General features: G+C 70.3%; 27 protein-coding genes. 12 read left to right on the top strand and 15 right to left on the bottom strand.

Annotation, left to right across the window (positions count from 1 at the left end):
• Nucleotides 1–4: 4 nt before the first annotated feature.
• Entirely contained in the window at nt 5–475 is a 471-nt protein-coding gene (locus IAI53_RS14425; protein ID WP_187719457.1) for an Lrp/AsnC family transcriptional regulator, read from the bottom strand.
• 172 nt (nt 476–647) lie between these two features.
• Here IAI53_RS14425 and leuA point away from each other — a divergent pair, with 172 nt between their 5' ends.
• Nucleotides 648–2,354, top strand: a complete 1,707-nt coding sequence (gene leuA / locus IAI53_RS14420; protein WP_187718867.1) for a 2-isopropylmalate synthase — start codon at nt 648–650, stop codon at nt 2,352–2,354.
• Nucleotides 2,355–2,393: 39 nt separating this feature from the next.
• On the opposite strand, the gene IAI53_RS14415 is transcribed toward leuA, so the two are convergent.
• The 5 genes from IAI53_RS14415 to IAI53_RS14395 form a co-directional block, all read right to left on the bottom strand.
• The gene (locus tag IAI53_RS14415; RefSeq protein WP_187718866.1) at nt 2,394–2,801 is read right to left on the bottom strand and encodes a VOC family protein; all 408 of its coding nucleotides are present in this window, start codon (nt 2,799–2,801) and stop codon (nt 2,394–2,396) included.
• 12 nt (nt 2,802–2,813) lie between these two features.
• The gene (locus IAI53_RS14410) at nt 2,814–3,263 is read right to left on the bottom strand and encodes a YybH family protein (protein ID WP_187718865.1); all 450 of its coding nucleotides are present in this window, start codon (nt 3,261–3,263) and stop codon (nt 2,814–2,816) included.
• Nucleotides 3,264–3,282: 19 nt separating this feature from the next.
• A complete protein-coding gene (locus IAI53_RS14405; protein WP_187718864.1) occupies nt 3,283–3,627 on the bottom strand; it encodes a YciI family protein in 345 nt (114 codons plus the stop codon).
• A gap of 80 nt (nt 3,628–3,707) precedes the next feature.
• Nucleotides 3,708–4,985, bottom strand: a complete 1,278-nt coding sequence (locus IAI53_RS14400; RefSeq protein ID WP_187718863.1) for an RNA polymerase sigma factor — start codon at nt 4,983–4,985, stop codon at nt 3,708–3,710.
• A gap of 83 nt (nt 4,986–5,068) precedes the next feature.
• Entirely contained in the window at nt 5,069–5,857 is a 789-nt protein-coding gene (locus IAI53_RS14395; protein WP_187718862.1) for an AraC family transcriptional regulator, read from the bottom strand.
• Nucleotides 5,858–5,961: 104 nt separating this feature from the next.
• Here IAI53_RS14395 and IAI53_RS14390 point away from each other — a divergent pair, with 104 nt between their 5' ends.
• A complete protein-coding gene (locus tag IAI53_RS14390) occupies nt 5,962–6,969 on the top strand; it encodes a bile acid:sodium symporter family protein (RefSeq protein WP_187718861.1) in 1,008 nt (335 codons plus the stop codon).
• Here IAI53_RS14390 and IAI53_RS14385 read toward each other — a convergent pair.
• The 4 genes from IAI53_RS14385 to pdxR all read right to left on the bottom strand — a co-directional run bounded on the left by IAI53_RS14385 (nt 6,933) and on the right by pdxR (nt 10,878).
• Nucleotides 6,933–8,753 carry an ABC transporter transmembrane domain-containing protein gene (locus IAI53_RS14385; protein ID WP_187718860.1) on the bottom strand — a complete coding sequence of 607 codons (1,821 nt, stop codon included), beginning with the start codon at nt 8,751–8,753 and terminating at the stop codon, nt 6,933–6,935. The genes IAI53_RS14390 and IAI53_RS14385 overlap by 37 nt on opposite strands.
• On the bottom strand, nt 8,740–9,048 hold the full coding sequence (locus IAI53_RS14380) for a HigA family addiction module antitoxin (RefSeq protein WP_187718859.1): 309 nt from the start codon (nt 9,046–9,048) through the stop codon (nt 8,740–8,742). The genes IAI53_RS14385 and IAI53_RS14380 overlap by 14 nt, the downstream gene beginning before the upstream one ends.
• 9 nt (nt 9,049–9,057) lie before the next feature.
• On the bottom strand, nt 9,058–9,336 hold the full coding sequence (locus IAI53_RS14375; RefSeq protein ID WP_187718858.1) for a type II toxin-antitoxin system RelE/ParE family toxin: 279 nt from the start codon (nt 9,334–9,336) through the stop codon (nt 9,058–9,060).
• Nucleotides 9,337–9,459: 123 nt separating this feature from the next.
• Nucleotides 9,460–10,878 carry a MocR-like pyridoxine biosynthesis transcription factor PdxR gene (gene pdxR, locus IAI53_RS14370; protein ID WP_222948312.1) on the bottom strand — a complete coding sequence of 473 codons (1,419 nt, stop codon included), beginning with the start codon at nt 10,876–10,878 and terminating at the stop codon, nt 9,460–9,462.
• Nucleotides 10,879–11,062: 184 nt separating this feature from the next.
• Between pdxR and IAI53_RS14365 the strand changes: the two genes are divergently transcribed.
• The 4 genes from IAI53_RS14365 (at nt 11,063) to IAI53_RS14350 (ending at nt 14,010) form a co-directional block, all read left to right on the top strand.
• On the top strand, nt 11,063–11,698 hold the full coding sequence (locus tag IAI53_RS14365) for a pyridoxamine 5'-phosphate oxidase family protein (RefSeq protein ID WP_187718856.1): 636 nt from the start codon (nt 11,063–11,065) through the stop codon (nt 11,696–11,698).
• Between the two features lie 74 nt (nt 11,699–11,772).
• Complete coding sequence (locus IAI53_RS14360) at nt 11,773–12,636, top strand: DNA ligase (RefSeq protein WP_187718855.1); 864 nt, start codon at nt 11,773–11,775, stop codon at nt 12,634–12,636.
• Between the two features lie 152 nt (nt 12,637–12,788).
• A complete protein-coding gene (locus tag IAI53_RS14355) occupies nt 12,789–13,418 on the top strand; it encodes a flavin prenyltransferase UbiX (RefSeq protein WP_187718854.1) in 630 nt (209 codons plus the stop codon).
• Nucleotides 13,408–14,010: an LON peptidase substrate-binding domain-containing protein gene (locus IAI53_RS14350; protein ID WP_187718853.1), complete on the top strand. Its 603-nt coding sequence runs from the start codon at nt 13,408–13,410 to the stop codon at nt 14,008–14,010. The genes IAI53_RS14355 and IAI53_RS14350 overlap by 11 nt, the downstream gene beginning before the upstream one ends.
• A gap of 144 nt (nt 14,011–14,154) precedes the next feature.
• Here the strand turns inward: IAI53_RS14350 and IAI53_RS14345 are convergent, their stop codons facing one another.
• Nucleotides 14,155–14,862, bottom strand: coding sequence for a response regulator transcription factor (locus tag IAI53_RS14345; protein WP_187718852.1), 708 nt, complete (start codon nt 14,860–14,862; stop codon nt 14,155–14,157).
• A complete protein-coding gene (locus IAI53_RS14340; protein ID WP_225433320.1) occupies nt 14,852–16,984 on the bottom strand; it encodes a PAS-domain containing protein in 2,133 nt (710 codons plus the stop codon). The genes IAI53_RS14345 and IAI53_RS14340 overlap by 11 nt, the downstream gene beginning before the upstream one ends.
• A gap of 221 nt (nt 16,985–17,205) precedes the next feature.
• On the opposite strand from IAI53_RS14340, the gene IAI53_RS14335 reads away from it, so the two are divergent.
• The 3 genes from IAI53_RS14335 (at nt 17,206) to IAI53_RS14325 (ending at nt 21,002) form a co-directional block, all read left to right on the top strand.
• Nucleotides 17,206–18,846 (top strand): acyl-CoA synthetase, encoded by a 1,641-nt coding sequence (locus tag IAI53_RS14335; RefSeq protein WP_187718851.1) that lies wholly within the window; start codon nt 17,206–17,208, stop codon nt 18,844–18,846.
• 111 nt (nt 18,847–18,957) lie between these two features.
• Nucleotides 18,958–20,364: a solute carrier family 23 protein gene (locus IAI53_RS14330; protein WP_187718850.1), complete on the top strand. Its 1,407-nt coding sequence runs from the start codon at nt 18,958–18,960 to the stop codon at nt 20,362–20,364.
• Nucleotides 20,365–20,456: 92 nt separating this feature from the next.
• The gene (locus IAI53_RS14325) at nt 20,457–21,002 is read left to right on the top strand and encodes a copper chaperone PCu(A)C (protein WP_187718849.1); all 546 of its coding nucleotides are present in this window, start codon (nt 20,457–20,459) and stop codon (nt 21,000–21,002) included.
• Nucleotides 21,003–21,041: 39 nt separating this feature from the next.
• Here the strand turns inward: IAI53_RS14325 and IAI53_RS14320 are convergent, their stop codons facing one another.
• Both IAI53_RS14320 and IAI53_RS14315 read right to left on the bottom strand, forming a co-directional pair.
• Complete coding sequence (locus IAI53_RS14320) at nt 21,042–22,169, bottom strand: response regulator (RefSeq protein WP_187718848.1); 1,128 nt, start codon at nt 22,167–22,169, stop codon at nt 21,042–21,044.
• Nucleotides 22,166–22,588: a BLUF domain-containing protein gene (locus tag IAI53_RS14315; RefSeq protein ID WP_187718847.1), complete on the bottom strand. Its 423-nt coding sequence runs from the start codon at nt 22,586–22,588 to the stop codon at nt 22,166–22,168. The genes IAI53_RS14320 and IAI53_RS14315 overlap by 4 nt, the downstream gene beginning before the upstream one ends.
• A gap of 219 nt (nt 22,589–22,807) precedes the next feature.
• Between IAI53_RS14315 and IAI53_RS14310 the strand changes: the two genes are divergently transcribed.
• The 3 genes from IAI53_RS14310 (at nt 22,808) to IAI53_RS14300 (ending at nt 24,592) form a co-directional block, all read left to right on the top strand.
• Nucleotides 22,808–23,512: an AzlC family ABC transporter permease gene (locus IAI53_RS14310; protein WP_187718846.1), complete on the top strand. Its 705-nt coding sequence runs from the start codon at nt 22,808–22,810 to the stop codon at nt 23,510–23,512.
• Complete coding sequence (locus IAI53_RS14305) at nt 23,509–23,835, top strand: AzlD domain-containing protein (RefSeq protein WP_187718845.1); 327 nt, start codon at nt 23,509–23,511, stop codon at nt 23,833–23,835. The genes IAI53_RS14310 and IAI53_RS14305 overlap by 4 nt, the downstream gene beginning before the upstream one ends.
• A gap of 130 nt (nt 23,836–23,965) precedes the next feature.
• Nucleotides 23,966–24,592, top strand: coding sequence for a LysE family translocator (locus tag IAI53_RS14300; RefSeq protein WP_187718844.1), 627 nt, complete (start codon nt 23,966–23,968; stop codon nt 24,590–24,592).
• Nucleotides 24,593–24,634: 42 nt separating this feature from the next.
• On the opposite strand, the gene IAI53_RS14295 is transcribed toward IAI53_RS14300, so the two are convergent.
• The gene (locus tag IAI53_RS14295) at nt 24,635–25,318 is read right to left on the bottom strand and encodes a DUF3334 family protein (protein ID WP_187718843.1); all 684 of its coding nucleotides are present in this window, start codon (nt 25,316–25,318) and stop codon (nt 24,635–24,637) included.
• Nucleotides 25,319–25,345: the final 27 nt, after the last annotated feature.

The following is a 25,345-nucleotide window of genomic DNA, read 5'->3' as shown; positions in this document are numbered from 1 at the left end:
GCCGCTAGGTGTGCCCTACCGGCAGCGCGGTGTGGTCGAGCACGCGGCGCAGCACGAAGCTGGAATGCACGCCGGTGACCCCGGGGATGCGGGTGATGCGCTGGAGCAGCAGCTCCTGGTAGGCATCCATGTCGGCGACCACCACCTTGATCTGGTAGTCGGCATCCTGCCCGGTGATCAGCAGGCATTCGAGCACCTCGGGGATGCTCGCCACCTCGGCCTCGAAGTGGTCGAAGCGCTCGGGGGTGTGGCGGTCCATGGAGATGTGGATCAGCGCCATCAGGGTGAGCCCCAGCTTCTTGGCATCGAGCAGCGCCCGGTAGCCGGTGATCAGCCCGGACTCCTCCAGCGCGCGTACCCGGCGCAGGCAGGACGAGGGCGACAGCGCGACGCGCTCGGCCAGGTCCTGGTTGCTGATCCGCCCGTCCTGTTGCAGCAGGTCGAGGATCTGGCGGTCGTAGCGGTCGAGTTGCAGCTTGTTGGCCATTCGAATCACCGGAATGCAGTGGATTTCGATTATAGAGTCAATACTGCAAGATTCTGCCGCAAATGGTCGTATCGCAACGCAACAACGCAATCTTCCGCCACGCGGACTCGCCTAAGATTTCTCCATCGCAGATTCAGCACGAAATCCCCGGAGCGCCGCCATGATGTTGTCCGACCCGTCCGCCAAGTACCGCCCCTTCCCCGCCATCGCACTCGCCGACCGCCAGTGGCCGAACAAGCTCATCGAGCGTCCGCCGGTGTGGATGAGCACCGACCTGCGCGACGGCAACCAGGCGCTGTTCGAGCCGATGAACGTGGAGCGCAAGATGCGCATGTTCCGCACGGTGTGCGGGATCGGCTTCAAGGAGATCGAGGTCGGCTTCCCGTCCGCCTCGCAGACCGACTTCGACTTCGTTCGCCAGCTCATCGAAGGCGGCCACGTCCCCGAGGACGTCACCATCCAGGTGCTCACCCAGGCGCGCGAGGACCTCATCCGCCGCACCATGGAATCGGTACGCGGCGCGCGCCGGGCCATCGTGCACGTCTATAACGCCACCTCGCCGACCTTCCGCGAGGTGGTGTTCAACATGGACAAGCCGCAGGTGGTGGCGCTCGCGGTGTCCGCGGTGCGCCTGATCAAGCAGATCGCTGCCGAGATGAAAGCCGAGTGCGGCACCGAGATCGCCCTCGAATACAGCCCCGAAACCTTCTCGGCCACCGAGCTCGAGTTCGCCAAGGAAGTGTGCGACGCGGTGACCGCCGAATGGGGCGCCACGCCGGACAACAAGGTCATCCTCAACCTGCCGGCCACGGTGGAAGTCGCCACCCCCAACGTCTATGCCGACCAGGTCGAGTGGATGCACCGCAATCTCGCGCGGCGCGACAGCGTGGTGCTCTCGCTCCACCCGCACAACGACCGCGGCACCGGCGTGGCCGCCGCCGAGCTCGGCATGATGGCCGGCGCCGACCGCGTGGAAGGCTGTTTGTTCGGCAACGGCGAGCGCACCGGCAACGTGGACATCGTGACGCTGGCGCTCAATCTCTACACCCAGGGCATCCACCCCGGGCTCGATTTCTCCGACATCAACGCGGTGGCGCGCACCGTCGAGCACTGCAACCAGTTGCCCATCCACCCACGCCACCCCTATGTGGGGGATCTCGTGTTCACGGCCTTCTCCGGCTCCCACCAGGACGCCATCAAGAAGGGTTTCGCCGCTCAAAAGGCCGGCGCCCCGTGGAACGTACCCTATCTGCCGATCGACCCGGCCGACGTCGGCCGCAGCTACGACTCGGTGATCCGCGTGAACAGCCAGTCCGGCAAGGGCGGCATCGCCTACCTGCTGGAGACAGAGTACGGCATCGTCATGCCGCGCCGCCTGCAGGTGGAGTTCTCGCGCGAGGTGCAGAAGGTCACCGACGCCACTGGCGCCGAGATGAGCGCGGCGGCGATCTGGGATCTGTTCAGCGCCACCTACCTGGATAGCGTGGAGCCGGTGCGCTACGTCGAGCACCACCTCTTCGAGCACGGCACGGCCCAGGGCATCCGCCTGGTGGTGGAGATCGCCGGCACCCGCCACCTGCTGGTGGGCGAAGGCAACGGGCCGATCGACGCCGCGGTGCACGCGCTGCAGGGCGCCGGCATCCACGTCACCGTGCGCAGCTACGAGGAGCGCTCGCTCGCCCCCAGCCACGACGCCGGCGAGGCGCGCGCCTGCGCCTTCCTGGAGCTCACTGCGGAAGGCCGCGGCGACTGCTACGGCGTGGGGCTGGACGGCAACATCGTCACGGCGTCGATCCGCGCCATCGTCAGCGGGGTGAACCGCCTCGACCTGGCGCTCGGCAGCGGCGACCGCACGCTGGCCGCCTGAGCATGCCCGAGTAAGTCTGCCACGCCGGCCGCAGCCGCCTCACTGCGCGCCGGCGATCACCATCCACGACACGCCGTAGCGGTCGGCCACCATGCCGAAGCTGGAGGCGAAGAAGGTCTTGCCCAGCGGCATCTGCACCTGCCCGCCATCGGCCAGCGCGCCGAACAGGCGTGCGGCTTCCGCGTCGTCCACGGCGTTCAGCGTCATAGAGAAGCCGTTGAAGCGCGGCGCGCCGCCGCACATGCCGTCCGAGGCCATCAGCATGGTGTCGCCGATGCGCAGGTTGGCGTGCATCACCTTCTCCGCGCTGCCGGGCGGAATCGTCTGCGGATCGGGCGACTCCTTGTAGCGCATCAAGGCGAGGATCTCCGCACCGAGCGCGCTGCGGTAGAAGGCCAGCGCCTCCTCGCAGCGGCCGTCGAAGAACAGATAGGGTTCGACTCGCATCGGGCGTCCTCCTCAGGGGGTCAGGTCGAACAGGGCCTTGCCGCTCTGCATGTCGAACGGCACCGAGATGTGCTCATGGGCGATGCGCCAGCCATCGGCGCCGCGGCGCAGGCCGACGGTGCCGCGCAGCCACGAGGTCTTCAGTTCGCCGTGCTCGTCCGGCCCGCCGCAGCGCAGCAGGTAGTGGGCGAAGGCCAGCGTGCCGCCGTCGGCGACGATGGCCGGTTCGGCCATCTCGAACAGGGTGCCGCCCGGGCACATCTCCATGCAGCGCTGCCAGTGCGCGCGGTAGGCCGCGGCACCACGGAACTGCAGTTGCAGCACCGCGTCGTAGGCGACCAGATCGTCGGTGTAGCAGGCCATCACCGCATCGAGATCGGAGGCGCAGGCGGCCTGCACCCAGCGCTTCAGCAGCGCCTCGATGGCGCTGCGCTCGTCGGGGACGGAAGAATTGGGGTTCATGTCGTGACTCCTCCACGATTCAAGGCTGCAGGGTGCGCACCGGACGCACCTCGACGCAGCCGACGCGCGCGGCGGGGATGTGACCTGCGAGCTGGATCGCCTCGTTGAGGTCGCGTGCGTCGATCAGGTAGAAGCCGGTGAGCTGCTCCTTGGTTTCGGCAAACGGGCCGTCGGTCACCGTCAGGCGGCCCGCCCGCATGCGCACCGTGGCGGCCGTGCGCACCGGCTGCAGGGCCTCGGCAGCCAGCATGTGGCCGCTCTCCGCCACGCTCTCGGCGTAGGACTGGCATTCGGCGTCCTGCGGACTGTCGGGCTGGCTGTGCAGCAGGCTTTCGTCGGCATAGACGAGGCAGAGATACTTCATGGAATCCTCCGGGTGGGGTGGCTGACACCCATGGTCGTCGGCGCGGTCGCGATTTCGACACTGCGCCGCGCACGACGTCCTCAGTCTCCGTCCGGCGGCTCGCTGCCCTCCAGCACCCGCAGGCGGCGGGCGAGGAAACGGCGCTCGGGCTGCTGGCGCGACAGGTTCAACGCACGGTGGTAGGCCGCGCAGGCCTCGTCGGTACGCCCGAGCCGGCGGCACAGTTCGGCGCGCGCCGAATGCGCCGGGCCGTAGGCGCCCAGTTCGCCGCGCGCCAGCAGCGCATCGACCAGCGCCAGGCCAGCGCCCGCGCCGTCGCGCATGGCCACCGCCACCGCGCGGTTCAACTCCACCACCGGCGAGGGCGCCAGACGCAGCAGGGCGTCGTACAGGCCGACGATCTGCGCCCAGTCGGTGTCGGCCGCGCAGGCCGCCTCGGCATGCACCGCGGCGATCGCCGCCTGCAGCGTGTAGGGGCCGAAGCGTCCGCCGCGCAACACGTCCTCGACCAGCCGGCAGCCTTCGGCGATCGAGGCGGCGTCCCAGCGCCTGCGGTCCTGCTCGGCGAGCAGCACCGGTTCGCCCGCGGGCGTGGTGCGCGCCGGGCGGCGCGCCTCGGTGAGCAGCATCAGCGCGAGCAGACCGCGCACTTCGGCCTCCGGCAGCAGTTCGGCGAGCAGGCGGCCCAGGCGGATCGCCTCGGCGGACAGTTCGGCGCGGGTCAGCGCATCGCCCGCGGAGGCGAAGTAGCCTTCGTTGAACACCAGGTAGATGACCTGCAGCACCGCATCCAGGCGCTCCGGCAAGTCCCCGCGCGCGGGCACCGCGTAGGGCAGGCGCAACTCGCGGATGCGGTTCTTGGCGCGCACGATACGCTGCGCCACGGTCGGCGTGGCGGTGAGGAAGGCCGCGGCGATGGCCTCGGTGGTCAGCCCGCACACCTCGCGCAGGGTCAGCGCCACACGCGCCTCGCGCGGCAGCGCCGGGTGGCAGCACACGAAGATCAGCCGCAGGCGGTCGTCGGCCGGCTCCTCGGCGGTGGTCGCGGCCTCCGCTTCATCCACACCCTCTTCCAGGCGCCAGGCCAGTTCGGCGAGCGAGGTGTCGAAGCGCGCACGCCGGCGCAAGCGGTCTATGGCCTTGAAGCGCCCGGCCGACACCAGCCAGGCGCGCGGGTTGGCCGGCAGGCCGTCGCGTGGCCACTGCGCGAGCGCGGCGAGGAAGGCGTCCTGCACGGCCTCCTCGGCGAGATCGAAGTCGCCCAGCAGGCGGATCAACGTGGCCTTCACCCGCCGTGCCTCGGCGCGGAAGATGGCATCGATGGCCGCCTGCAGCGGCCCGCTTGTGTACTCGCCCATGATGCGCCCGGGCCTCCAGGCCCCGTCCGTTCCGTTGCTTCATCGTAGGACACGCGCGGCGTTTCGCCCGGCCACTTGATGCCTCACGATGCGGCGCGGGCGGCGAAGAACTCGCCGGGCGAGGCGCCGAACTGTTCGCGGAAGGCGGCGATGAAGGCCGACACCGATTCGTAGCCGCAGTCCAGCGCCGCGTCGGTGACCCGCGCGCCGGCTTCGAGCGCGGGCAGCGCGCTCAGCAGGCGCAGGCGCTGGCGCCACAGGCGGAAGCTGAGCCCGGTCTGCGCGCGCAGCAGGCGGGCCAGGGTGCGCTCGGAGACGCCCAGGCGCACGCTCCATTCACGCAGGCCCTCGCGCGAATCGGGCTGCGCCTCCAGGCGCGTGCACATGCGGCGCAGGCGGGCGTCCTGCGGCATCGGCAGCACCACGCCGGCCTCGGGCGCGCCGGCCAGCTGGTCGAGCAGCACCGCGGCGAGGCGCCCGCCCGGCCCGGTCTCGTCGTAGTCCACCGGCAGCTCGCCGAAGGCACGGATCAGCTCGCGCAGCAGGGCGCTCACCGCGACCACCCGGCAGCCGGGCGCGCCCCATGGCGCGGCAGCGGGGTCGATGTACAGGCTGCGCACCTCGGTGCCCGCGGTGCAGCGCACGCGGTGCTCGACGCCCGCAGGGATCCACACCGCGCGCTGCGGCGGGGCGACGAAGCGGCCGGCCGCGCTGCGCACGTCGACCACGCCGCGGCTGGCGTAGGAGAGCTGGATCCACGGATGGCGGTGGCGGAAGCCGAGCACCTGGTTGGGCAGGGCTTCCACATGGCCGTAGAGCGGGCGGGGCAGGCGGCGCAGTGCGGCAAGCTGGCGGGCGACGGGCGGGTTCATGTCCGGTTGGCGATATCGGCAGTCATTCTGCCGTTAGCCGGAAGTATCCGGCTCCGCTATGGTGCGCGGCAAGCCACTTTCGCAACCCGGAACCCTTCGATCCCATGCACCGCCTGCGCCTCCTCTTCGACAACTTCACCCTCGCGCTGCTCGGCGTGGTTGCGCTCGCCAGCGTGCTGCCGGCCGCCGGCGCCGCGGCCACCGCCTTCGAGCGCCTCACCTGGGCGGCGATCGCGCTGCTGTTCTTCCTGCACGGCGCGCGCCTGTCGCGCCAGGCCATCGTCGCCGGCGCCCTGCACTGGCGCCTGCACCTGCTGGTGTTCGGCTGCACCTTCGTGCTCTTCCCGCTGATCGGTCTGGCGTTCACGCCGCTGCTGCAGCCCCTGCTGGGGCGCGAGCTGTGGGTGGGCATGCTCTACCTGTGCGCGCTGCCGGGCACGGTGCAGTCGGCGATCGCGTTCACCGCGATGGCGCGCGGGAACCTCCCGGCGGCGGTGTGCAGCGCCTCGGCCTCCAGCCTGATCGGCATCCTGCTCACCCCCTTGCTGGTCGGCCTGATGATAGGCGCGCAGGCGGGCAGCGTGCCGCTGGGCGAGGCGGTACTGAAGATCGGCGTGCAGCTGCTGCTGCCCTTTGCCGCCGGGCACTTGCTGCGCCCGGTGATCGGCGGCTGGGTGCAGGGCAATCAGCGCTGGCTGAAGTACGTGGACCAGGGCTCCATCCTGCTGGTGGTGTACACCGCCTTCAGCGCCGCGGTGATCGGCGGCCTGTGGCACACCGTGCCGCCGCAAGCCCTCGCCCTGCTCACCGTGCTGTGCTGCGCCCTGCTCGCGCTGGTGCTGTGGGCGACCCGCGCGATCAGCCGCGCGCTGGGCTTCCCGCTCGAGGACGAGATCACCATCGTGTTCTGCGGCTCCAAGAAGAGCATGGCCACCGGCGTGCCGATGGCGCAGATCCTCTTCGCCGGCGGCGCGGTGGGCGCGGCCATCCTGCCGCTGATGCTGTTCCACCAGATCCAGCTGATGGTCTGCGCGGTGCTGGCGCAGCGCTACGGGCGACGCCCGGAACCCGGGATTCAGGGCGACAGCTGCAGCGCCGCGAGCCGCGCATAGAGGCCGCCGCGCGCGCGCAGGTCGGTGGACGTGCCGGTCTCGACGATGCGCCCCTGCTCCATCACCACGATGCGGTCGACCTGCTGCACGGTGGCCAGGCGGTGGGCGATGATCAGCGTGGTGCGCCCCTGCATGGCCGCCGCGAGGCCGCGCTGCACGAGGATCTCGGACTCGGCGTCGAGCGCGCTGGTGGCTTCGTCGAGCAGCAGCAGGCGGGCGCGCTTGAGGATGGCGCGCGCAATGGCGATGCGCTGGCGCTGCCCGCCGGAGAGCCGCGTGCCGCGCTCGCCGAGGAAGGTGCCGTAGCCTTCCGGCAGGCGGGCGATGAACTCGTCGACGGCCGCCGCGCGCGCCGCGGCGAACACCTCCTCGTCGCTCGCTGCGGGGCGGCCGTAGCGGATGTTCTCCAGCGCGCTGGCGGAGAAGATCACCGGGTCCTGCGGCACGATGGCGATCTCGCCGCGCAGTTCGTGCAGGGCCAGCTCGCGCACGTCCTGGCCGTTGATCAGGATGCGTCCGGCGGACACGTCGTAGTAGCGCAGCAGGAGCTGGAACAGCGTGGTCTTGCCCGCCCCCGAGGGCCCCACCAGCGCCACCCGCTCGCCGGGCGCGATGTCCAGGTCGATGTCGTCCAGCGCGCGCTGCGCGGGGCGCGCCGGGTAGGCGAAGCTCACCGCCTCGAAGCGCAGCGCCGCCTGGTCCGCCGCGACCGCCGCCTGCGGGCGAACCGCCTCGCGGATCGCCGGCGCGGCGTGGAGCAGCTCCAGCAGGCGCTCGCTGGCGCCGCCTGCACGCATGATGTCACCCCACACCTCGGCCAGCGTGCCCACCCCGCCGGCCACCAGCGCGGCATACAGCACGAAGGCGGCCAGCTCGCCGCCGCTCAGGCTGCCGGCGCGCACCTGCTGGGCGCCCACCCAGAGCACGAACAGGATGCTGCCCATCACCGCCGTGATCACCAGCACGGTGAGCAGCGCGCGCACGCGGGTGCGGCGGATCGCGGTGCGGAAGCCGGTTTCGCTGCGCTCGGCGAAGCGCCGCGCCTCTGCCGCCTCCTGGGTGAAGGCCTGCACCGTGGGCATGGCGTTGAGGATCTCGCCGGCGAGTGCTGAGGCGTCCGCGATGCGGTCCTGCGATTCGCGCGACAGGCGCCGCACGCGCCGCCCGATGGCCAGGATCGGCAGGGTGAGCAGCACCATCAGGCCGAGGTTGAGCGCAAAGAGCTGGAAGCTGGTGAGCGCCAGCATCACCATCCCGCCCACACTCTGGAACAGGCTGCGCAGACCCATCGACAGCGAGCTGCCGACCACCGTCTGCACCAGCGTGGTGTCGCCCGACAGGCGCGACAGCACCTCGCCGGTCTGCAGGGTCTCGAAGAACTGCGGCGACTGCCCCAGCACCCGCGCATACACCGCGCTGCGCAGGTCGGCGGTGACCCGCTCACCCACCCAGGAGACGGTGTAGAAGCGCGCCGCCACGGTCAGCGCCCAGAAGCCCGCGAGGCCGAAAAGTGCGATGAAGTGGCCGTCCAGGGTGTGCGCGCCGAGCAGGCCGGCGCCGTTCGCCACGCCATCGCCGAAGCCGCTGTCGATGAGGTCGCGAAAGGCCAGCGGCACCACCAGGATGGTGGCCGAGGCCACGCTGAGCAGCACGAAGGCGAGCAGCAACTGGGCGCGGTAGGGACGCAGGAAGGGCCACAGGCCGCGCAAGGCGGAGAGCGGCGGGGACGCGGCCGCAGCGGGCCGCCGGGCGGCAGCGCTGCCGGCGCCGTCAGCCCGTCGCACGGTCCGGCGCGCGCATGACCGGGGGCAAGGGACGCTGCTCCGCCATCCACAGGTCGTAGTCCATCTGCATCCTCAGCCACACTTCGGCACGCCCGCCGCGATCCACCCCGAGCCAGGCCTGGATACGCCGCGCCATCTCCGGCGAGATGCCGGCGTGCCCATGCAGCACGCGCGACAGCGCGGTACGCGTCACGCCGAGCTGCTGCGCCGCCTCGGTGACCGTCAATCCGAGCGCCGGCAGCACATCCTCGCGCAGCGTCTCTCCGGGATGCGGGGGGTTGAACATGCGTGCCATGTCGATTTCCTAGTGATAGTCGCGGTAGTCCACCAGCACCGCATCCTCGCCATCGAATGCAAAGGTGAGGCGCCAGTTGCCATTCACCCACACCGACCAATGGCCGCTCAGGTCATGCGCAAGAGGGTGAAGACGCCAGCCGGGCAGATTCATGTCTTCCGCCCCTCGCGCGCAGTCCAGTTGGCGCAACTGACGGGCAAGCCGCGGCGCGTGATGAGGCTGGATTCCCGCCCGCGAGCCCTTGCAGAAGAAGGCCTCGATACCCTTGTGCCGGAAGCTCTTGATCATTTGTGTGTAGTGTAGCTTAACGCAAAACAACGGTCGAACGGTCGTATCCCTGAACGAAGCAGATCAACCCCGAAAACTGCCATTACCATATCGCCGAGTTCGCCGCGTTTCGACAGCCGGGAGTCACCTCATGGCCAACCGCAGGCGCCGCACCGCCTCCATCGCCTGGCCTTCGTCCAGGTTGCCGTAGCCCAGCACCAGCCCGTTGCAGGCCATCGGCGGCAGGGCGTAGCGCGACAGCGGGCGCACGCCCAGGCCGAGCGCGGCCGCGCGGCGGGCGATGGCGGTGTCGGGCAGGTCGGGCGGCAGCCACAGGGTGAGATGCAGCCCGGCCTCGCCGCCGGTGATCGCCAGTTCCGGGCCGGGCAGGCGGGCCAGCGCGTCGCGCAGCGCGGCCTGGCGGCGCTCGTAGCGACGGCGGATGCGGCGCAGGTGGGCGGTGTAGTGGCCGCGACGGATGAAGTCGGCGAGCGCGGCCTGTTCGATGCCGTGCCCCGGGCGGGTGGCCTGCCCGGCGGCGCGCACGAAGTCGGCGGCGAGCGCTTCGGGCACCACCAGGTAACCGATGCGCAGCCCCGGATAGAGGGTCTTGCTGAAGGTGCCGGCGTAGACCACCGGCGCATCGGGCTGCAGGCCGTAGAGCGCGGGCAGGGCCGGGCTGCCGCGGCGGAACTCGCTGTCGTAGTCGTCCTCGACCACCCATGCGCCGGCCGCACGCGCGCCGTCCAGCACGGCGAGGCGGCGGGCGAGCGACATGACCCGCCCGGTGGGGTACTGGTGCGAGGGCGTGAGCAGGATCAGGCGCGGGGCGTGCGTCTGCCAGTCGGCCGCGTCGGGGGCCAGCCCTTCCGCATCCACCGCCACCGCATGCAGGACCAGACCGGCCAACCCGAGCGCGGTACGCGCCGCCGGATAGCCGGGGTTCTCCACCCAGGCGGTGTCGCCGGCGTCGACCAGCAGGCGGGCGCACAAGTCCAGCCCGGCCTGGGTGCCGCCGGTGATCACCACCTGCTCCGCACGCACCGCGAAGCCGCGCAGGGTGGTGAGGTGTTCGGCCAACGCGGCGCGCAGGGCCGGTTCGCCGCCGTGCGGCGCGTAGCCGAGCTGGCGCGGGGTCGCCGCCCGCCAGGCGCGCTCCAGACTGGCGCGCCAGGCGCGGAAAGGGAAAGCCCCGAGTTCGGGCAGGCCGGGGGCGAGCAGCGCGGCATCGTCATCCGCACCGGCCTCGGGTTGCAGGGCGGCGACTGCGCGGCGGGCCAGGCCGGGAAGACTGGCCGCCCCCGCCCTGACCGGCGACCTGCCGGCCCCCGCCAGCGTCGCAACGCGGGTGCCGTGGCGATCAGCGACCAGGCAGCCCTCCGCCGCCAGTTGCTCGTAGGCGAACAGCACGGTGTTGCGCGCGATGCCGAGTTCCTCGGCCAGTGCGCGGCTGGCCGGCAGGCGCAGTCCCGGCGCCAGCCGTCCATCCACGATGGCGGCGCGCAGGCGCTGGTAGAGCAGCTGCTGGCGAGGCAAGGCCGCCGGCAGCGGTTCGGCCAGCAACCAGTGAAATCCGCCGGCGCGCGTGCCCCGCCGGGCATCTTCGGGAACGACCGCGGTGACGGACGGGGAGCACTTTGGCGACACGGTGGCTCTATCAAACTGCTGGATGGTGGCACTACGGATGGTGCCATCGGACAGCTAGGCTTGCATCACCTGAAACACATGCACAGCCCGGAGCACCATCATGACCCGTCTTCCCGCCCCCTCGCCGCGCACCCGCGTCCGCCGCCTGCCCGACCGCGCCCATTACGACGCGGACACCGTCGCCGCCGTGGTCGACGCGGCGCGGGTATGCACCGTGGCCTTCAACTGGAACGGCTCGGTGCACGCCTTGCCCACCGCACACTGGCGCGAGGGCGACCACCTCTGCATCCACGGCGCGCGCGCCTCGCGCATGTTGCAGGCGCTCACCGAAGGCGAGTGCTGCGTGACCGTGGCCAGCATCGACGGCCTGGTAATGGCGCGCTCGGCCTTCCACCATTCGATGAACTACCGCTCGGCGGCGATCTACGGGCGCTTCGAGGCGGTCGAGGATGCCGCACACAAGGAAGCGGCACTGCGCGCCTTCATCGAGGCGCTCGCCCCCGGGCGCTGGGCACAGCTGCGCCCGGTCAGCGCCAAGGAGCTCAACGCCACCACGGTGCTGCGCCTGCCGCTGGCCGAGGCCTCGGTGAAGATCCGCAACTGGGGCGTGAAGGACGACGCCGAGGACATGGACTGGCCGGTGTGGGCCGGGGTTGTGCCGCTGGCCACGGTGGCCGGCGCGCCGCAGACCGATCCGGACAGCGTGGTACGTGAGGTGCCGGCGGCCTTCGGCTAAGGCTTCGCGGCCTGCGCTGGCCGCCCGCCGATAATGCCGATAACATTTTCGTGTTGACGTTATCGGCATTCACCATGAGATACCTCTGCATCCGCCGGCTGGCGCTGCACACCCTGCTGGCGCTCTTCTGCCTGGCCCCGGCGACAGGCATGACGGGCGCCGCGACGCCGCCGGCCGTGATGCTCGCCGAGCGCTACCACGAGGCTATCGACCCGGCCGGCTACTGGGTCAGCGAGAAGCTCGACGGCGTGCGCGCGATCTGGGATGGGCAGCAACTGCGCCTGCGCAGCGGACGGCCGATCGTCGCCCCGCCCTGGTTCCTCGCCGCCTTGCCCGCCCAGCGGCTGGACGGCGAGCTGTGGCTGGGGCGACGACGCTTCGACGAGCTCTCCGGCCTGATCCGCCGCGAGGCGCCGGACGATCCGCGGTGGCGCGAAGTGCGCTACATGCTGTTCGAACTGCCGGGCGGGCAAGGCGACTTCAGCGAGCGGGTCGAAGGCCTGCGCGCCATCGCCGCGAGCATCGGCGTGCCCTGGGTGCAAGCGGTGCCGCAGCGGCGCGTGGCCGACCGCCGCGCCCTGCAGGCGCTGTTCGACGAAGTGGTGCGCGGCGGCGGCGAAGGGCTGATGCTGCACCGCGCCGACGCAGCGTGGACGGCCGGGCGCAGCGACGCGCTGCTCAAGCTCACCCCCTGGCTGGACGCCGAGGCGCGGGTGATCGCCCATCTGCCAGGCAAGGGGCGGCTGGCCGGCATGACCGGCTCGCTGCTGGTGGAAACACCGGACGGGCGGCGCTTCCGCGTCGGCAGCGGACTCACCGACGTCTTGCGTCGGACCCCGCCCGCACCCGGCACCCTGGTCACCTACCGCTACCGCGAGCTCACCCCCAAGGGCCTGCCGCGCTTTCCGCGTTTCCTGCGAGTGCGCGAGCTGCCCTGACGGGTGTTGTGGGCGCGGGCCTGCCCGCGATGGCGACATCCGGTTTCCCAAAGTGCGGATCGCGGCCAAGGCCGCTCCTACATCAGCTGCGCTTTGCCCGGCTCCGGCGGGCGTGCAACACTTAGGGCCCCGCCCAACTCTTCACGCCGCCCATGAACAAGACCATCGCCGTCGCCTTCACCGGCGCTTCCGGCATGCCCTACGGCATGCGGCTCGTCGACTGCCTGCTGGCTGCCGGCTGCCAGGTATGGCTGCTGTATTCGCAGGTCGCGCAGATCGTCGCCCGCCAGGAGATGGGCATCGAACTGCCCTCGCGTCCGGCCGAGGTGGAGGCGGCGCTGCGCGAGCGCTTCAAGGATGTCGACGGCCGCCTGCGGGTGTTCGGCCGCGAGGAATGGTTCGCCCCGCCGGCCTCCGGCTCCAACCCGCCGGACGCCATGGTGGTGTGCCCGTGCACCATGGGCACGCTGGCCGCAATCGCCGCCGGCCTGGCGCAGAACCTGATCGAGCGCGCCGCCGACGTGGCCATCAAGGAAGGCCGCAAGCTGGTGCTGGTACCGCGCGAGACGCCGCTGTCCGCGCTGCACCTGGAGAACATGCTGCGCCTGGCGCGCCTGGGCGTGGTCATCCTGCCGCCCAGCCCGGGCTTCTACAACCACCCGCAGAGCATCGACGATCTGGTGGATTTCGTGGTCGCGCGCATCCTCGACCAGTTGGGCGTCGCGCACAACCTGATGCCGCGCTGGGGCGAGACCGGCGAGGGGGCCGACGATGGCCGCTGACACCGCGCGCCTGCCGCTGTTTCCGCTCGGCACGGTGCTGTTCCCCGACGGCCTGCTGCCGCTGCGCGTGTTCGAGGCGCGCTACATGGACATGACCGCACGCTGCCTGCGCGAGCAGTCGAGCTTCGGCGTGTGCCTGATCGCCGCCGGGCAGGAAGTGGGCGAGCCGGCGCTGCCCTACCTGGTGGGCACCGAGGCGAAGATCGAAACCTGGGACATGGGCGAACCGGGCGTGCTGTCCATCGTCGCCCGCGGCGGGCGGCGCTTCCGCGTCGAGGACCACGAGGTCCAGGCCGACGGCCTGCTCACCGCCACGGTGCGCTGGCTGGACCCGGCGCTGGCGCAATCGGTGCCGGACGCCCAGGCCGACATCCTGCCGCTGCTGGGCGCGATCGCCGGCGAGGTCGGCAACCCGCTGCCCGAACCGCACCGCTTCGACGACGCCGCCTGGGTGGGCGCGCGCTACGCCGAACTGCTGCCGATTCCGCTGCGCGCCCGCCAGGCGCTGCTGGAGCTGGACGACGTGGTCAGCCGGCTGGAGATCATCCAGCAGTACCTGCGCCAGCACGGGTTGCTCGGGCGCGAGGGCTGAAGGCGGCCGGCAACAGTGCGGTAGGAGCGGCCTTGGCCGCGATGCGGCGGTCCGCGTAGGCAATCAACGCCGCATCGCGGCCAAGGCCGCTCCTACAACACAGGCAAGCCGAGGCTCGGCCGGAGATTCCGGGGCCGCACGCGCTCAGTGCCACGCCACCTCGGCACACAGCAGGTAGCCGGCGCCATACACCGTCCTGATCAGCCGGGCGTGCTGCGGGTTTTCCTCCAGGCGCTTGCGCAGGCGCGAGATGCGCAGGTCGATGCTGCGGTCCAGCGCGTCCAGGTTGCGCCCGTCGAGCAGTTGCTCGCGCGACAGGATCTGGTTGGGGCGTTCCAGCAGGCGGCGCAGCACGCTGGCTTCGGCCAGCGACAGGCCTTCGCTGCGGCCGTCCGGCGCGGTGAGTTCGTGGGTCGCGGTGTCGAAGCGCCAGCCGGCGAACTCGGCCACCCGCGGCGCCTCGGCGCTGGGTGCGGCCGGCTGGTAGCGGCGCAGCACGCTGCGCACGCGGGCGATCAGCTCGCGCGGCTCGAAGGGCTTGACCATGTAATCGTCGGCGCCCAGTTCCAGGCCGGTCACCCGGTCGTGGGTGTCGCCGCGCCCGGTCAGCACCAGCAGGCCGAAGCCGTGCCGGCTGCGGATCTGGCGCAGCAGTTCCAGCCCGTCCATGTCCGGCAGGCCGAGGTCGAGGATGCACAGTGCCGGCACGCCCTGGCGCAGCTGGCGCAGCAGCGCGGCGCCGGTGGCGAAGTGCTCGCAGCGGAAGTCGTACTTCTCCAGCGCGCCGCGGATCAGCTGCGCGACCGCGGCGTCGTCCTCGACGATCCAGATCGACCCGGCGCTACGCGTCATCGTCCGGCCTCCCGGGCACGAGCGGGGCAATGCGGCTCAAGGCCGCATACAGGCCCTCGCGGGTAAAGGGCTTGGCCAGGATGGGCAGCGCCAGGTCGTCGCCGATGCTCGCCGCGGCGTCGGTGTAGCCGCTCATCAGGATCACCGGCAGCTCCGGGCGGAAGCCGCGCGCGAAGCGCGCCAGCGCGTGGCCGTCCATGCTGCCGTGCATGACCACGTCGGATACCACCAGCGACACCGCGGGGACGCTCTCCAGCAGGTCGGCGGCCTCCTCGCCGTTCTCGGCTTCCAGCACCGCGCAGCCCAGGGCGGCAAGCTGCTTGCGCACCACGCGGCGCACCTCGGCGTCGTCCTCCACCAGCAGCACCAACCGGCCCTTGAGCCAGCCGGCCGGATCGCCCGCCGCCGGGCAGTAGTCGCCCGCCGCGCCATCGCCGGCCTGGGCGCAGGGCAGCAGCAGCGCCACCGTGGTGCCGCAGGCCTGGCGGCTGCGGATGCGCACCCCGCCGCCGGACTGCTTGATGAAGCCGTACACCATGGCCATGCCCAGGCCGGTGCCGCCGCTGGCCTTCTTGGTGGTGAAGAAGGGCTCGAACACCCGCGCCAGGGTGCTGCCGTCCATGCCCTGGCCATTGTCGCCGACGCTGATCTGCACGTAAGGCCCGGGCGCGAGTTCCAGGTCGGCCGCGGCGACTTCGCCCAGCGTCTCGATGCCGGCGTGGATACGGAGCTCGCCGCCGTTGGGCATGGCGTCGCGCGCATTGAGCGCGAGGTTGAGCAGTGCGCTCTCCAGCTGGTGCGGGTCGGCCAGCGCCACCGGCTGCGGCGTGTCGGCCGCGGTGTAGATGGCGATGTTCTCCGGCAGCGAGCGGCGCAGCAGGCGGGTGAGCCCGTGGATCAGCTCATCGACCTCCACCGCGCGCGGCGACAACGGCTGCTGGCGCGCGAAAGCGAGCAGGCGGCGGATCAGCGCGGCGCCGCGGTTGGCCGCGAGCAGGGCGGGGTCGGCGTACTCGGCCACCACCGCGTCGCCGGCGCGCGCCGCGCGCAGTTCGTTGAGGTTGCCGGCGACCACGGTGAGCATGTTGTTGAAGTCGTGCGCCAGGCCGCCGGTGAGCTGGCCGATGGCCTCCATCTTCTGTGCCTGCGCCAGCGCGCTCTGCGTGCGGCGCTGCTCGGTGATGTCCACGCCATGCACGAAGCAGCCCAGCACCTCGCCGGCGGGGCTGAAGTCCGGCACCAGCGTGCTGCGCGCATGGCGTTCGCTGCCGTCCGCGGCGGCGAGGACGTATTCGTAGCTCACTTCCTCGCCGCCCAGCGCGCGGCGCACCGGCTCGGCCACGTGGTCGAACAGGCGGGCACCGATCACCGTGGGAATGGGCTGGTCGACGATGGTCTCGCTGGTCCACCCGAACCACTCGGCATAGCGCCGGTTGGCGTAGCGGTAGGTCCAGGTCTTGTCGAAGTAGGCGATGTGCGCGGGAATCGCGTCGGTGATCTGGCGCAGGCGGCCTTCGCTGTAGCGCAGCGCCACGGTGATCTCGCGGTTCCGCTCGATGGCCGCGGTCAGCTCCGCGTTGGCCGCGGTGAGCTCCGCGGTGCGGCGCTGGATGTGGGCTTCGAGCTCGGCCTTCTGGCGGTCGATCTCGTCCTGGCGCTGCTGCTGGTCGGTAATGTCGGCGTAGAAGGTGACGAAGCCGGCATCGTCGGGCAGGGGCTGGCCGCGCAGTTCCAGCACCCGGCCGTTGGGCCGCACCCAGCGCGTGTGGTGAGGGTGGAAGCGGCGCGCGGCGGCCATGCGCGCGGCCACCAGGGCCTCCACGCAGGCTGCGTCCGCGGTACCGGCACAGTCGTCGTACTCGCCGTACTCGCCGCGCGCCACGTTGTAGCGCACGAAGCGCTCGTAGGGCGTGCCGGCCACCAGCAGCTCCGCGGGAAACTCCAGCATGGCGACGAAACGCCGGTTCCAGGCGATGAGCCGCAGCCCGGCATCGAACACGGTGACCCCCTGATCGAACAGTTCCAGCGCGCCGCCGACCATCTGGCGGTAGAGGTGGTCGCCGACGGGGGCGCCGTCGGCTTGCGGGGCGGCGGAGAGCTGGCGGGCGGCCTGGAGGTTCATCGGTTCGGAAGCAATAGGTTGGCGCGGGCCGGACAGCATGGATTCTAACCGCTGCGCGGGGGCCGGCACGCCACGCCGGCAGCCGCCGACAAGATTGCGTACATTTCCGCGCAACTTCCGACAACTTCCTCTGCCATGTTCCCCGGTCGGGTCGCCATACGCTGGCGTACGTAGCGCGGGGCGCCCGAGCACAAGATCAAGACCGGGAAAGGGAGGAACAGGTGTCGCAATCCGCTTACGACCAGGGGCTGGACCGCAACCCCGCCAACTACGTGCCGCTGTCGCCGCTGTCCTACATCGAGCGCAGCGCCTATGTGTATCCGGACCGCACGTCGGTCATCCACGGCAGCCGCCGCTTCACCTGGGGCGACACCTATGAGCGCTGCCGCCGCCTGGCGAGCGCGCTGGTGCAGCGTGGCATCGGCCGCGGCGATACCGTGGCGGTGATGCTGCCCAACGTGCCGGCCATGGTCGAGGTGCATTTCGGCGTGCCGATGACCGGCGCGGTGCTCAACACCCTCAATACCCGCCTGGACGCCGAGGCCATCGCCTTCATGCTCGGCCACGGCGAGGCCAAGGTGCTGATCACCGACCCCGAGTTCGCCCCCACCATCCGCGCCGCGCTCGAGCTGCTGGACGGGCCGCGCCCGCTGGTGATCGACGCGCTCGACCCGGAGTACCCCGGCACCGAGCGCCTCGGCGAGATCGAGTACGAGGAACTGCTGGCCGGCGGCGACGCCGACTACGCCTGGCAACTGCCCGCCGACGAGTGGGACGCGATTGCGCTCAACTACACCTCCGGCACCACCGGCAACCCCAAGGGCGTGGTCTACCACCACCGCGGCGCCTATCTGAACGCCGCCTCCAACATCATCAGCTGGGGCATGCCCAACCACGCGGTGTACCTGTGGACGCTGCCGATGTTCCACTGCAACGGCTGGTGCTTCCCGTGGACCATCGCCGCCAACGCCGGCATCAACGTCTGCCTGCGCAAGGTCGACCCGGCGCTGATCTTCGAGCTGATCCGCGCCCACCGCGTCACCCACATGTGCGGCGCGCCCATCGTGTACGGCATGCTGATCAACGCCCCGGACGGCCTGCGCGCCGGCATCGAGCACAGCGTGGCGGGCCTGATCGCCGGCGCCGCGCCCCCGGCGGCGATCATCGAGGGCGCCGAGAAGATCGGCTTCGACATCACCCACGTCTATGGCCTGACCGAAACCTACGGCCCGGCCTCGGTGTGCGCCAAGCACCCGGAGTGGGACGCGCTGCCGATCGACCGCCGCGCCGAGCGCAACGGCCGCCAGGGCGTGCGCTACCACATGCAGGAAGCGATCACGGTGATGGACCCGCAGAGCATGGACCTGGTGCCGGCCGACGGCGAGACCATGGGCGAGCTGATGTTCCGCGGCAACATCGTCATGAAGGGCTACCTGAAGAACGAGAAGGCCACCCGCGAAGCCTTTGCCGGCGGCTGGTTCCACACCGGCGACCTGGGCGTGATGCAGGCCGACGGCTATGTGAAGATCAAGGACCGCTCGAAGGACATCATCATTTCCGGCGGCGAGAACATCTCCTCGCTGGAAGTCGAGGAAGTGCTCTACCGCCACCCAGCGGTAATGACCGCCGCGGTGGTCGCCAAGCCCGACGAGAAGTGGGGCGAGGTGCCGGCGGCCTACATCGAGGTGAAGGACAGCGCCAAGGTCAGCGCCGAGGACATCATCGAGCACTGCCGCGCGCATCTGGCGCGCTACAAGGTGCCCAAGCACATCGAGTTCTGCGTGCTGCCCAAGACCTCGACCGGCAAGATCCAGAAGTTCGTGCTGCGCCAGCAGGCGCAGTCGGCCTCGGCCATCGGCTGAGCGCCCTTTCCCGCCACACCGCCGACATCGCGGCCGCGCCCTCAGCAGGCTGCGGCCCGCGGTGTCGCGCGCCGCATACAAGACGAATCATCGACAAAGGAGACGCAGACCATGCTATTGACCCGCAAACACGGTGAGGAACACCCCTACTGGCCGGCCGGCCCGTTCAAGATCCGCCTGCCCTTCATCCACTACCGCTGGGAAGTGGCCGAAACCATCCAGGCCCTGGTGATGTTCGTGGTCGCCATGGGCATGATCCCGCTGCTGCAGAAGTACCTGGGCCTGCCCTACGACGTGGCGCTGGCCTACGTGGTGGTGTGCGGCATCGGCTTCATGCTGCCCAACCTGCTCGGCGTGCCCTTCGTGCCCGGCTGGATCACCCCGGCGATTCCCGTCGTGCTGCTCTTCATCGGCCAGCACGAACCCGGTCCCGACGCCATCCGCGCGCTGGTCGCACTGCAGATGGTGGTCACCTTCATCTTCCTGTTCATGGCGGTCACCCGCCTGGGCTCCAAGCTGGTGAACAACATCCCCAAATCGATCAGCGCCGGCATCCTGCTGGGTGCGGGCATCGCCGCGCTGTCGGGTGAGATCAGCCAGGGCGGCCGCGCCTACAACACGCCGATCTCGCTCGGCATCGGCGGCCTGGTGACCGCCTACGTGCTGTTCTCGCTGTCCTTCCGCGACTGGACCGAGCGCCACCGCTGGGCCAAGATCGTCGCCGGCTACGGCATGGTGCCGGGCATGCTGATCGCCATGGGCATCGGCTGGGCGGTGGGCGAATACCCGCTGCCGGCGGTCGAATGGGGCATTGCCACCCCGGCCTTCGGGCAGATCTGGGACTACCTGCCCTTCACCGTCGGCTTCCCCGGCATGGACCTGCTGCTGGCCGCCATCCCCACCGCGATCATCGCCTACATCATCGCCTTCGGCGACATCATCGTCGGCCAGAGCCTGATCGCCCGTGTGGACCACCTGCGTCCGGACGAGAAGATCGAGGTGGACGTGGACCGCGTGCACCTGGTCACCGGCATCCGCAACGCCATCCATTCGCTGTTCGCGCCCTACCCCGGCCTGGCCGGTCCGCTGTTCACCGGCGCCATGGCCACCATCGCCGAACGCTACCGCTACGGGCGCAGCGCGATGGACACCATCTACTCGGGTGCCGGCGTGTTCTGGATCGTCGGCTTCATCGCGCTCTTCCTGCTGCCGCTGATCACCCTGTTCAAGCCGGTGCTGCCGATCGCCCTGTCGATCACCCTGCTGATCACCGGCTACCTGTGCATCGCGGTGGCCGTGGAGCAGATCGACAACGCCACCTCGATGGGCGTGGCCGGCGTGATGGGCGTGGTGCTCGCCACCCACGGCGCGGCCTGGGGCCTGGGTGCCGGCCTGGTGCTGTGGCTGCTGATCGAGCGTCGCGGCAAGGACGTGCCGGCCGACGAGCCGATCCACGTGGAGGACAACATGCCGCACGAGCCCGACGCCGAAGACCCGGTGCCGGCCAAGGCCGGCTGAACGGCCATCCGTCCCGCGCATTGCGGTGCCTGCGCGCCGCAATGCGCCTCCCCTTATTCGCCCGGCAACGGGCACAACGGCAGGAGCATTTCATGCGCAAAGCCAGACTCGTGACCCTCGCCACCCTCGCGCTTGCGGCAATGTCCACGCCGGCTGCGGCCGACGACCTGCATGTGCGCGACGCGTGGATCCCCGCCTACGCGGACAAACCGGCCAGCGCGCCGCTCTTCCTTACCCTGGTGAATACCGGCAACACCGCCGACCGCCTGCTGGGCGCCAGCAGCCCGGCGGCCGATTCGGTCAGCCTGCAGGGCATGGCGCTGAGCGACGGCGCGCTGAAGGCGCAGCCGGTCAAGGCGGTCGACCTGCCGGCCGGGGTGCCGGTGCCGCTGGCCGCCGGCGGCGTATGGCTGCAGCTCGAAGGGCTCAAGACGCCGCTGCGCGCCCGCGCGAGCTACACCGTAACCCTCAAGTTCGAGAACGGCGGCGAACGCGAATACGCCGTGCGTGCGCGCCCCACCCTGCTGGCCTCGGAGTCGCTCGACAACCTGCGCACCGACCCCCTGCAGCAGCCCGGCCAGCCCACCCGCACCGAAGGGCTGGACGACGCCCTGCGCAGCGACCCCTTCCTGCGCTGACAGGACCAGCCGCCGCGGGCGACGGCCGCGGCGGCGATTTCAGCCCTGGTGCAGCACCTGCTCCAGGCGCCGCTCTAGTCCGACCAGAATATCGGCCATGTCGTCGGACGACTGGAAGAGCGACAGGATGTCCTGCGTGCGCGCGTGCACCATGTCGACGATTTCTTCCTCGAGCTCGTTGCTCAGCCCGAGCGGCGCAAACGAGACTTCCAGCCGGGTCAGCAGCCCGTGCAGATGCTCCGCAGCCCCCTTGTGCAGATCATCCTGATGCCGGTTGTAGTTCGCCAGCGTCCGCCGCGTATCCTCCAGCACCTCGGCCAGCCCGGACTGGGTGGCGCGCAGGCGGTGGCCGCCGATCAGCGACTGGACCCGCGCATCGGCCATCTCCGCGGCGATCGCGAGATGGTCGCGCAGCCGCCCGCACAGCTCGCTGTCGTGCACCGGCATGTCGTTGACCAGCACGGTGACGCCGGCGAAGTTATAGACGCTGCGCGTGTTGAACTCGAAGATGCGGTCCATGGTGGCCATGTGGGCGATGACCGCCTGCTCCAGCGGACGGTCCCGCCCCTGCTCGCTGAGCGTGAAGGTCTGCCAGGGCGCGCGGATCTGCACCGCGCCCTGCAGGTGGAAGGCGCGCAGCATGGCCAGCAGGGCCTGCGCGACCGCGTCCAGGTCCTCGCTCTCGTTCAGCGTGCGCATGAACTTGATGAGTACCGCGTACTCATCCATGTTCGACAGCAGCAGGGAGCTGAGCATCTCGGTGTCGCTGAGTTGCTGGCGCAGGTTCGCCGCATCCGCCAGCGCACGCTGCACCACGGCCACCCTGCGGCGCACCTCGTCGAGCGCATAGGGTTTGAGGATGAAGTCCTCCCCACCGGCCTCGTAGCCCTCCAGGCGCGCGGCGAGGTCCTCCCTGTGCGAGATGAACAGCACCGGGAGGTTGTGCGTGGCGTAGTCGTCCTTGATGCGCCGGCACAAGTCGTAGCCGTTCATCCCCGGCAGCTCGACGTCGAGCAACATCAGATCGGGACGCCGCTGCGCGACGCGCGCCAGGCAGTCCTCGGCGCTGTCGAAGCACTCGACCTCGTGGTCGCGTTCGAAGATGGACTTCAGCACCACGCGCGAGACCGGATCGTGATCCACGCAATACAGGGTCAGGGCGCTCATGCCGACACCCCCAGCACCTCGAGAAAGGGCGCGCCGATGGCCGGCGGCAAGGCCTCGCAGAGGCTGCGCGCCTGGGCGTAATCGAAGACGAAGGCGTCCTCCGGGCCGGCACAATCGCCGGCAGTCGCCGACAGATAGCCCATCGCCCAGGTCGGCATCGCGGCCTGGGCGGCTTCCTGGCGCAGGACCACCTCGACGCCGTGATGACGCGGGTCGCGGGCGATGCGCTCGTACAGGGCGAGCACGGCATCGGGCGGACCTTCCAGCAGCTGCACGAAGACGGGCGCGCGGTGGATCAGCAGCCCCGAGATCCTGTCCCGCTGGTTGCGCGCCTGTGACACGCGCAGAATGTCCAGCATTTCGGGCTCGTCGAACCCCTCGCGCGCAAGGCTGCGGTAAACGATCTGCAGAACCGGCATGGCTATCCTTCGCGGGTCCGCACGAACCCGTCAGTGGCGTTGGCGTACGGCCGCGGCACAGCCTCTCTGCCGCGTCTGACGCAATGCGACATTTCACCACAGCGCCGTACGACCTAAGTGGTATTTGGATCAAACTTCGACAGATTTTCCACGGCGGGGCGGCTAACCTGAGGCCCGGGCGTTCGCGCTAAACTCGGCCTCCCCACGGATACCAAGAACATGAACGAATCCTTCAAGCGCGGCGCCACCGAAGGCTTCCGCGCCTTCCTGCCTTTGTCGGTCGGCCTGATCCCCTGGGCGGTGGTCACCGGCGTGGCCATGCGCTCGATCGGCCTCAGCCCGCTCGAGGCCATGGGCATGAACGTCATCGTCTTCGCCGGCACCGCCCAGCTCGGCACCCTGCCGCTGATCGCCGCCGGCGCGCCGCTGTGGCTGCTGGTGCTCACCGCGCTGGTGCTCAACCTGCGCTTCGTGATCTTCTCCGCCGCGCTGGCGCCGGCCTTTGCCGGCTATTCCAAGGGCCGCCGCACGCTCGCCAGCTATCTGCTGGTGGACGGCGTGTTCGCCATCCTCTCCGAGCGCATCCTCAAGTCGGACGATCCGCACTGGCGCTGGGGCTGCTACATCGCGCCTTCCGTCTGGTGCTGGGTACTGTGGCAGCTGTTCGCGCTGGTCGGCGTGCTCGGCGCCGGCGTGCTGCCGGCGGACTGGTCGCTGGAGTTCATGGCCACCATCGCGCTGATGGTGATGCTGGTGCCGATGAGCGCCACCCGGCCGATGCTGGTCGCCGCGCTCGCCGGAGGCCTGGGTGCGGTGCTGCTGCGCGGGCTGCCGCTCAAGCTCGGCCTGATCGCCGGCATCCTGGTCGGCATCGCCGCCGGCTTTGCCGCGGAACACTGGCAGCAGCGCAGGAGGCAGGCATGAGCGAAGGACTCTGGCTGTGGCTGACCCTGGCTGCCATCGGCAGCACCACCATACTGACCCGCGGCAGCTTCATCATCCCGGGCGAGCGCGCCCGCCTGCCGGCCACCCTGCAGCGCGCGCTGCGCTACGCACCGGCCGCCGCGCTGGCCGCCCTGATCGCCCCCGACCTGCTGCTGGCCGGCGGCGAGTTCGCCCCACTCAACCCCAAGCTCGCCGCGGGGATCGTGGTCATCCTGGTATGCACCAGCCTGCGCAACCCCTGGCTGCCCTTCATTGCCGGCATGGGGGTGCTGCTGTTGCTGCGCAAGGGATTCGGCCTGTAGGAGCGGCCTTGGCCGCGATGCGGCGTACGGGAAAACGACGGCCGCAATCGCGGCCAAGGCCGCTCCTACAGGCACGCGCCGGGTGTGCTCCGGCTAAACTTGACCGCTTCAAACAGGCCCGAGGACGCAGATGCTCTCGATCGAACAGTTCGCCGGATTCCTGCTCGCCGCGGTGCTGCTGACCGCCGCGCCGGGGCCGGACAACATGATGGTGCTGAGCATCGGCATGTCGAAAGGTCGCAGGCAGGGCATCGTCTTCGGACTCGGCTGCGCCCTCGGCTGTCTAAGCCATACCGTGCTGGCAGTGGCCGGGGTGAGCGCGCTGATCGCCACCTCCGCCGAAGCCTTCACCGCGCTGAGGATCTGCGGCGGGCTCTACCTGCTGTGGCTCGGCGTCAGCGCGCTGCGCAATGCCGGGCCAGCGGGTGTCGCGGCGGTGCAGGGCGGCACGCAGACGCTGGGCAGGCTGTTCCTCAAGGGCGTGTTTGCCAACGCCATCAACCCCAAGGTGGTCCTCTTCTTCCTGTCCTTCCTGCCGCAGTTCGTGGTGCCGGAACAGGGCAGCCCGGGCCTGCAGATGGCACTGCTGGGCGTGGCCTTCACCGTGCAAGCGGCGGTGCTCTTCGGGCTGCTCGGCTACTTCTCCGGCACCGTGGGACAGTGGCTCAAGCGCCGCCCGGGCGTCGGTACGCTGCTGGACCGCGTGGCCGGCGCGGTCTTCATCGCGCTCGGCCTCAGGCTGCTGGTGAACCGCTAGGCACGCGGCGCAAGGCCGCTCCTGCCGCTCGCCAGGCTGCGATTACATGCCCAGCGACTTGAGCAGCTCGTCGTGGTCCTCGGCCGCGGCCGGCGCCGCGGCGGGGCGGGCCTGCTGGCCGGCCTGATCGATCAGCGCGTCCGGGTCGGGCACCTCGTCGGCGACGAAGTCGTTCATCTTGATGAACTCGGTGCGGTCGATCGCCAGTTCGAGGTAGAAGATGTTGTTGCGCCCGGTGAAGAAGGTCACCCGGCGCGCTTCCGGTTCGTCCAGGTTGGTGTCCACGCTCAGCATCACCTGCTTGTTGAGCGCCAGCATCTTGGGCTGGTTCTGGGTGATGTGGGTCTGCAGCTCGCGCGCCACCTTGCCGGTGAAGTCGCCGACGATCTGGTTCATCAGCTCGCCCATGACGTTGCTGACCTCGTCCGAGGTGTGCGAACTGGCCAGTTCGTCCTTGGACATGCCCATGTTCAGCATGTACTGCTCGTAGAGCTCCATCGCCGCCGGCGCCGAGAAATTGATCACCACCAGGCCGGAGAAGCCGCCGTCGAACAGCACGAAGCAGCCGATGTCCGGCTTGAGGCAGGTGCGGGTGATGCGCTGGACCATGCCGGAGTAATGCAGCTGGCTCTGCGTGGCGACGGTCAGCACCTTGGTGACCGAGTTGCACAGGCTTCTGAGGATGTCTTCGGTGCCGTACACCACCGGGTTGTCTTGCGTGCTCATGGATGCCTACCGGTCCTGCCCTGGGGA

Source organism: Thauera sedimentorum (genome assembly GCF_014489115.1).
GTDB lineage: Bacteria > Pseudomonadota > Gammaproteobacteria > Burkholderiales > Rhodocyclaceae > Pseudothauera > Pseudothauera sedimentorum.
This window is presented reverse-complemented; position numbering and strand designations above follow the sequence as displayed.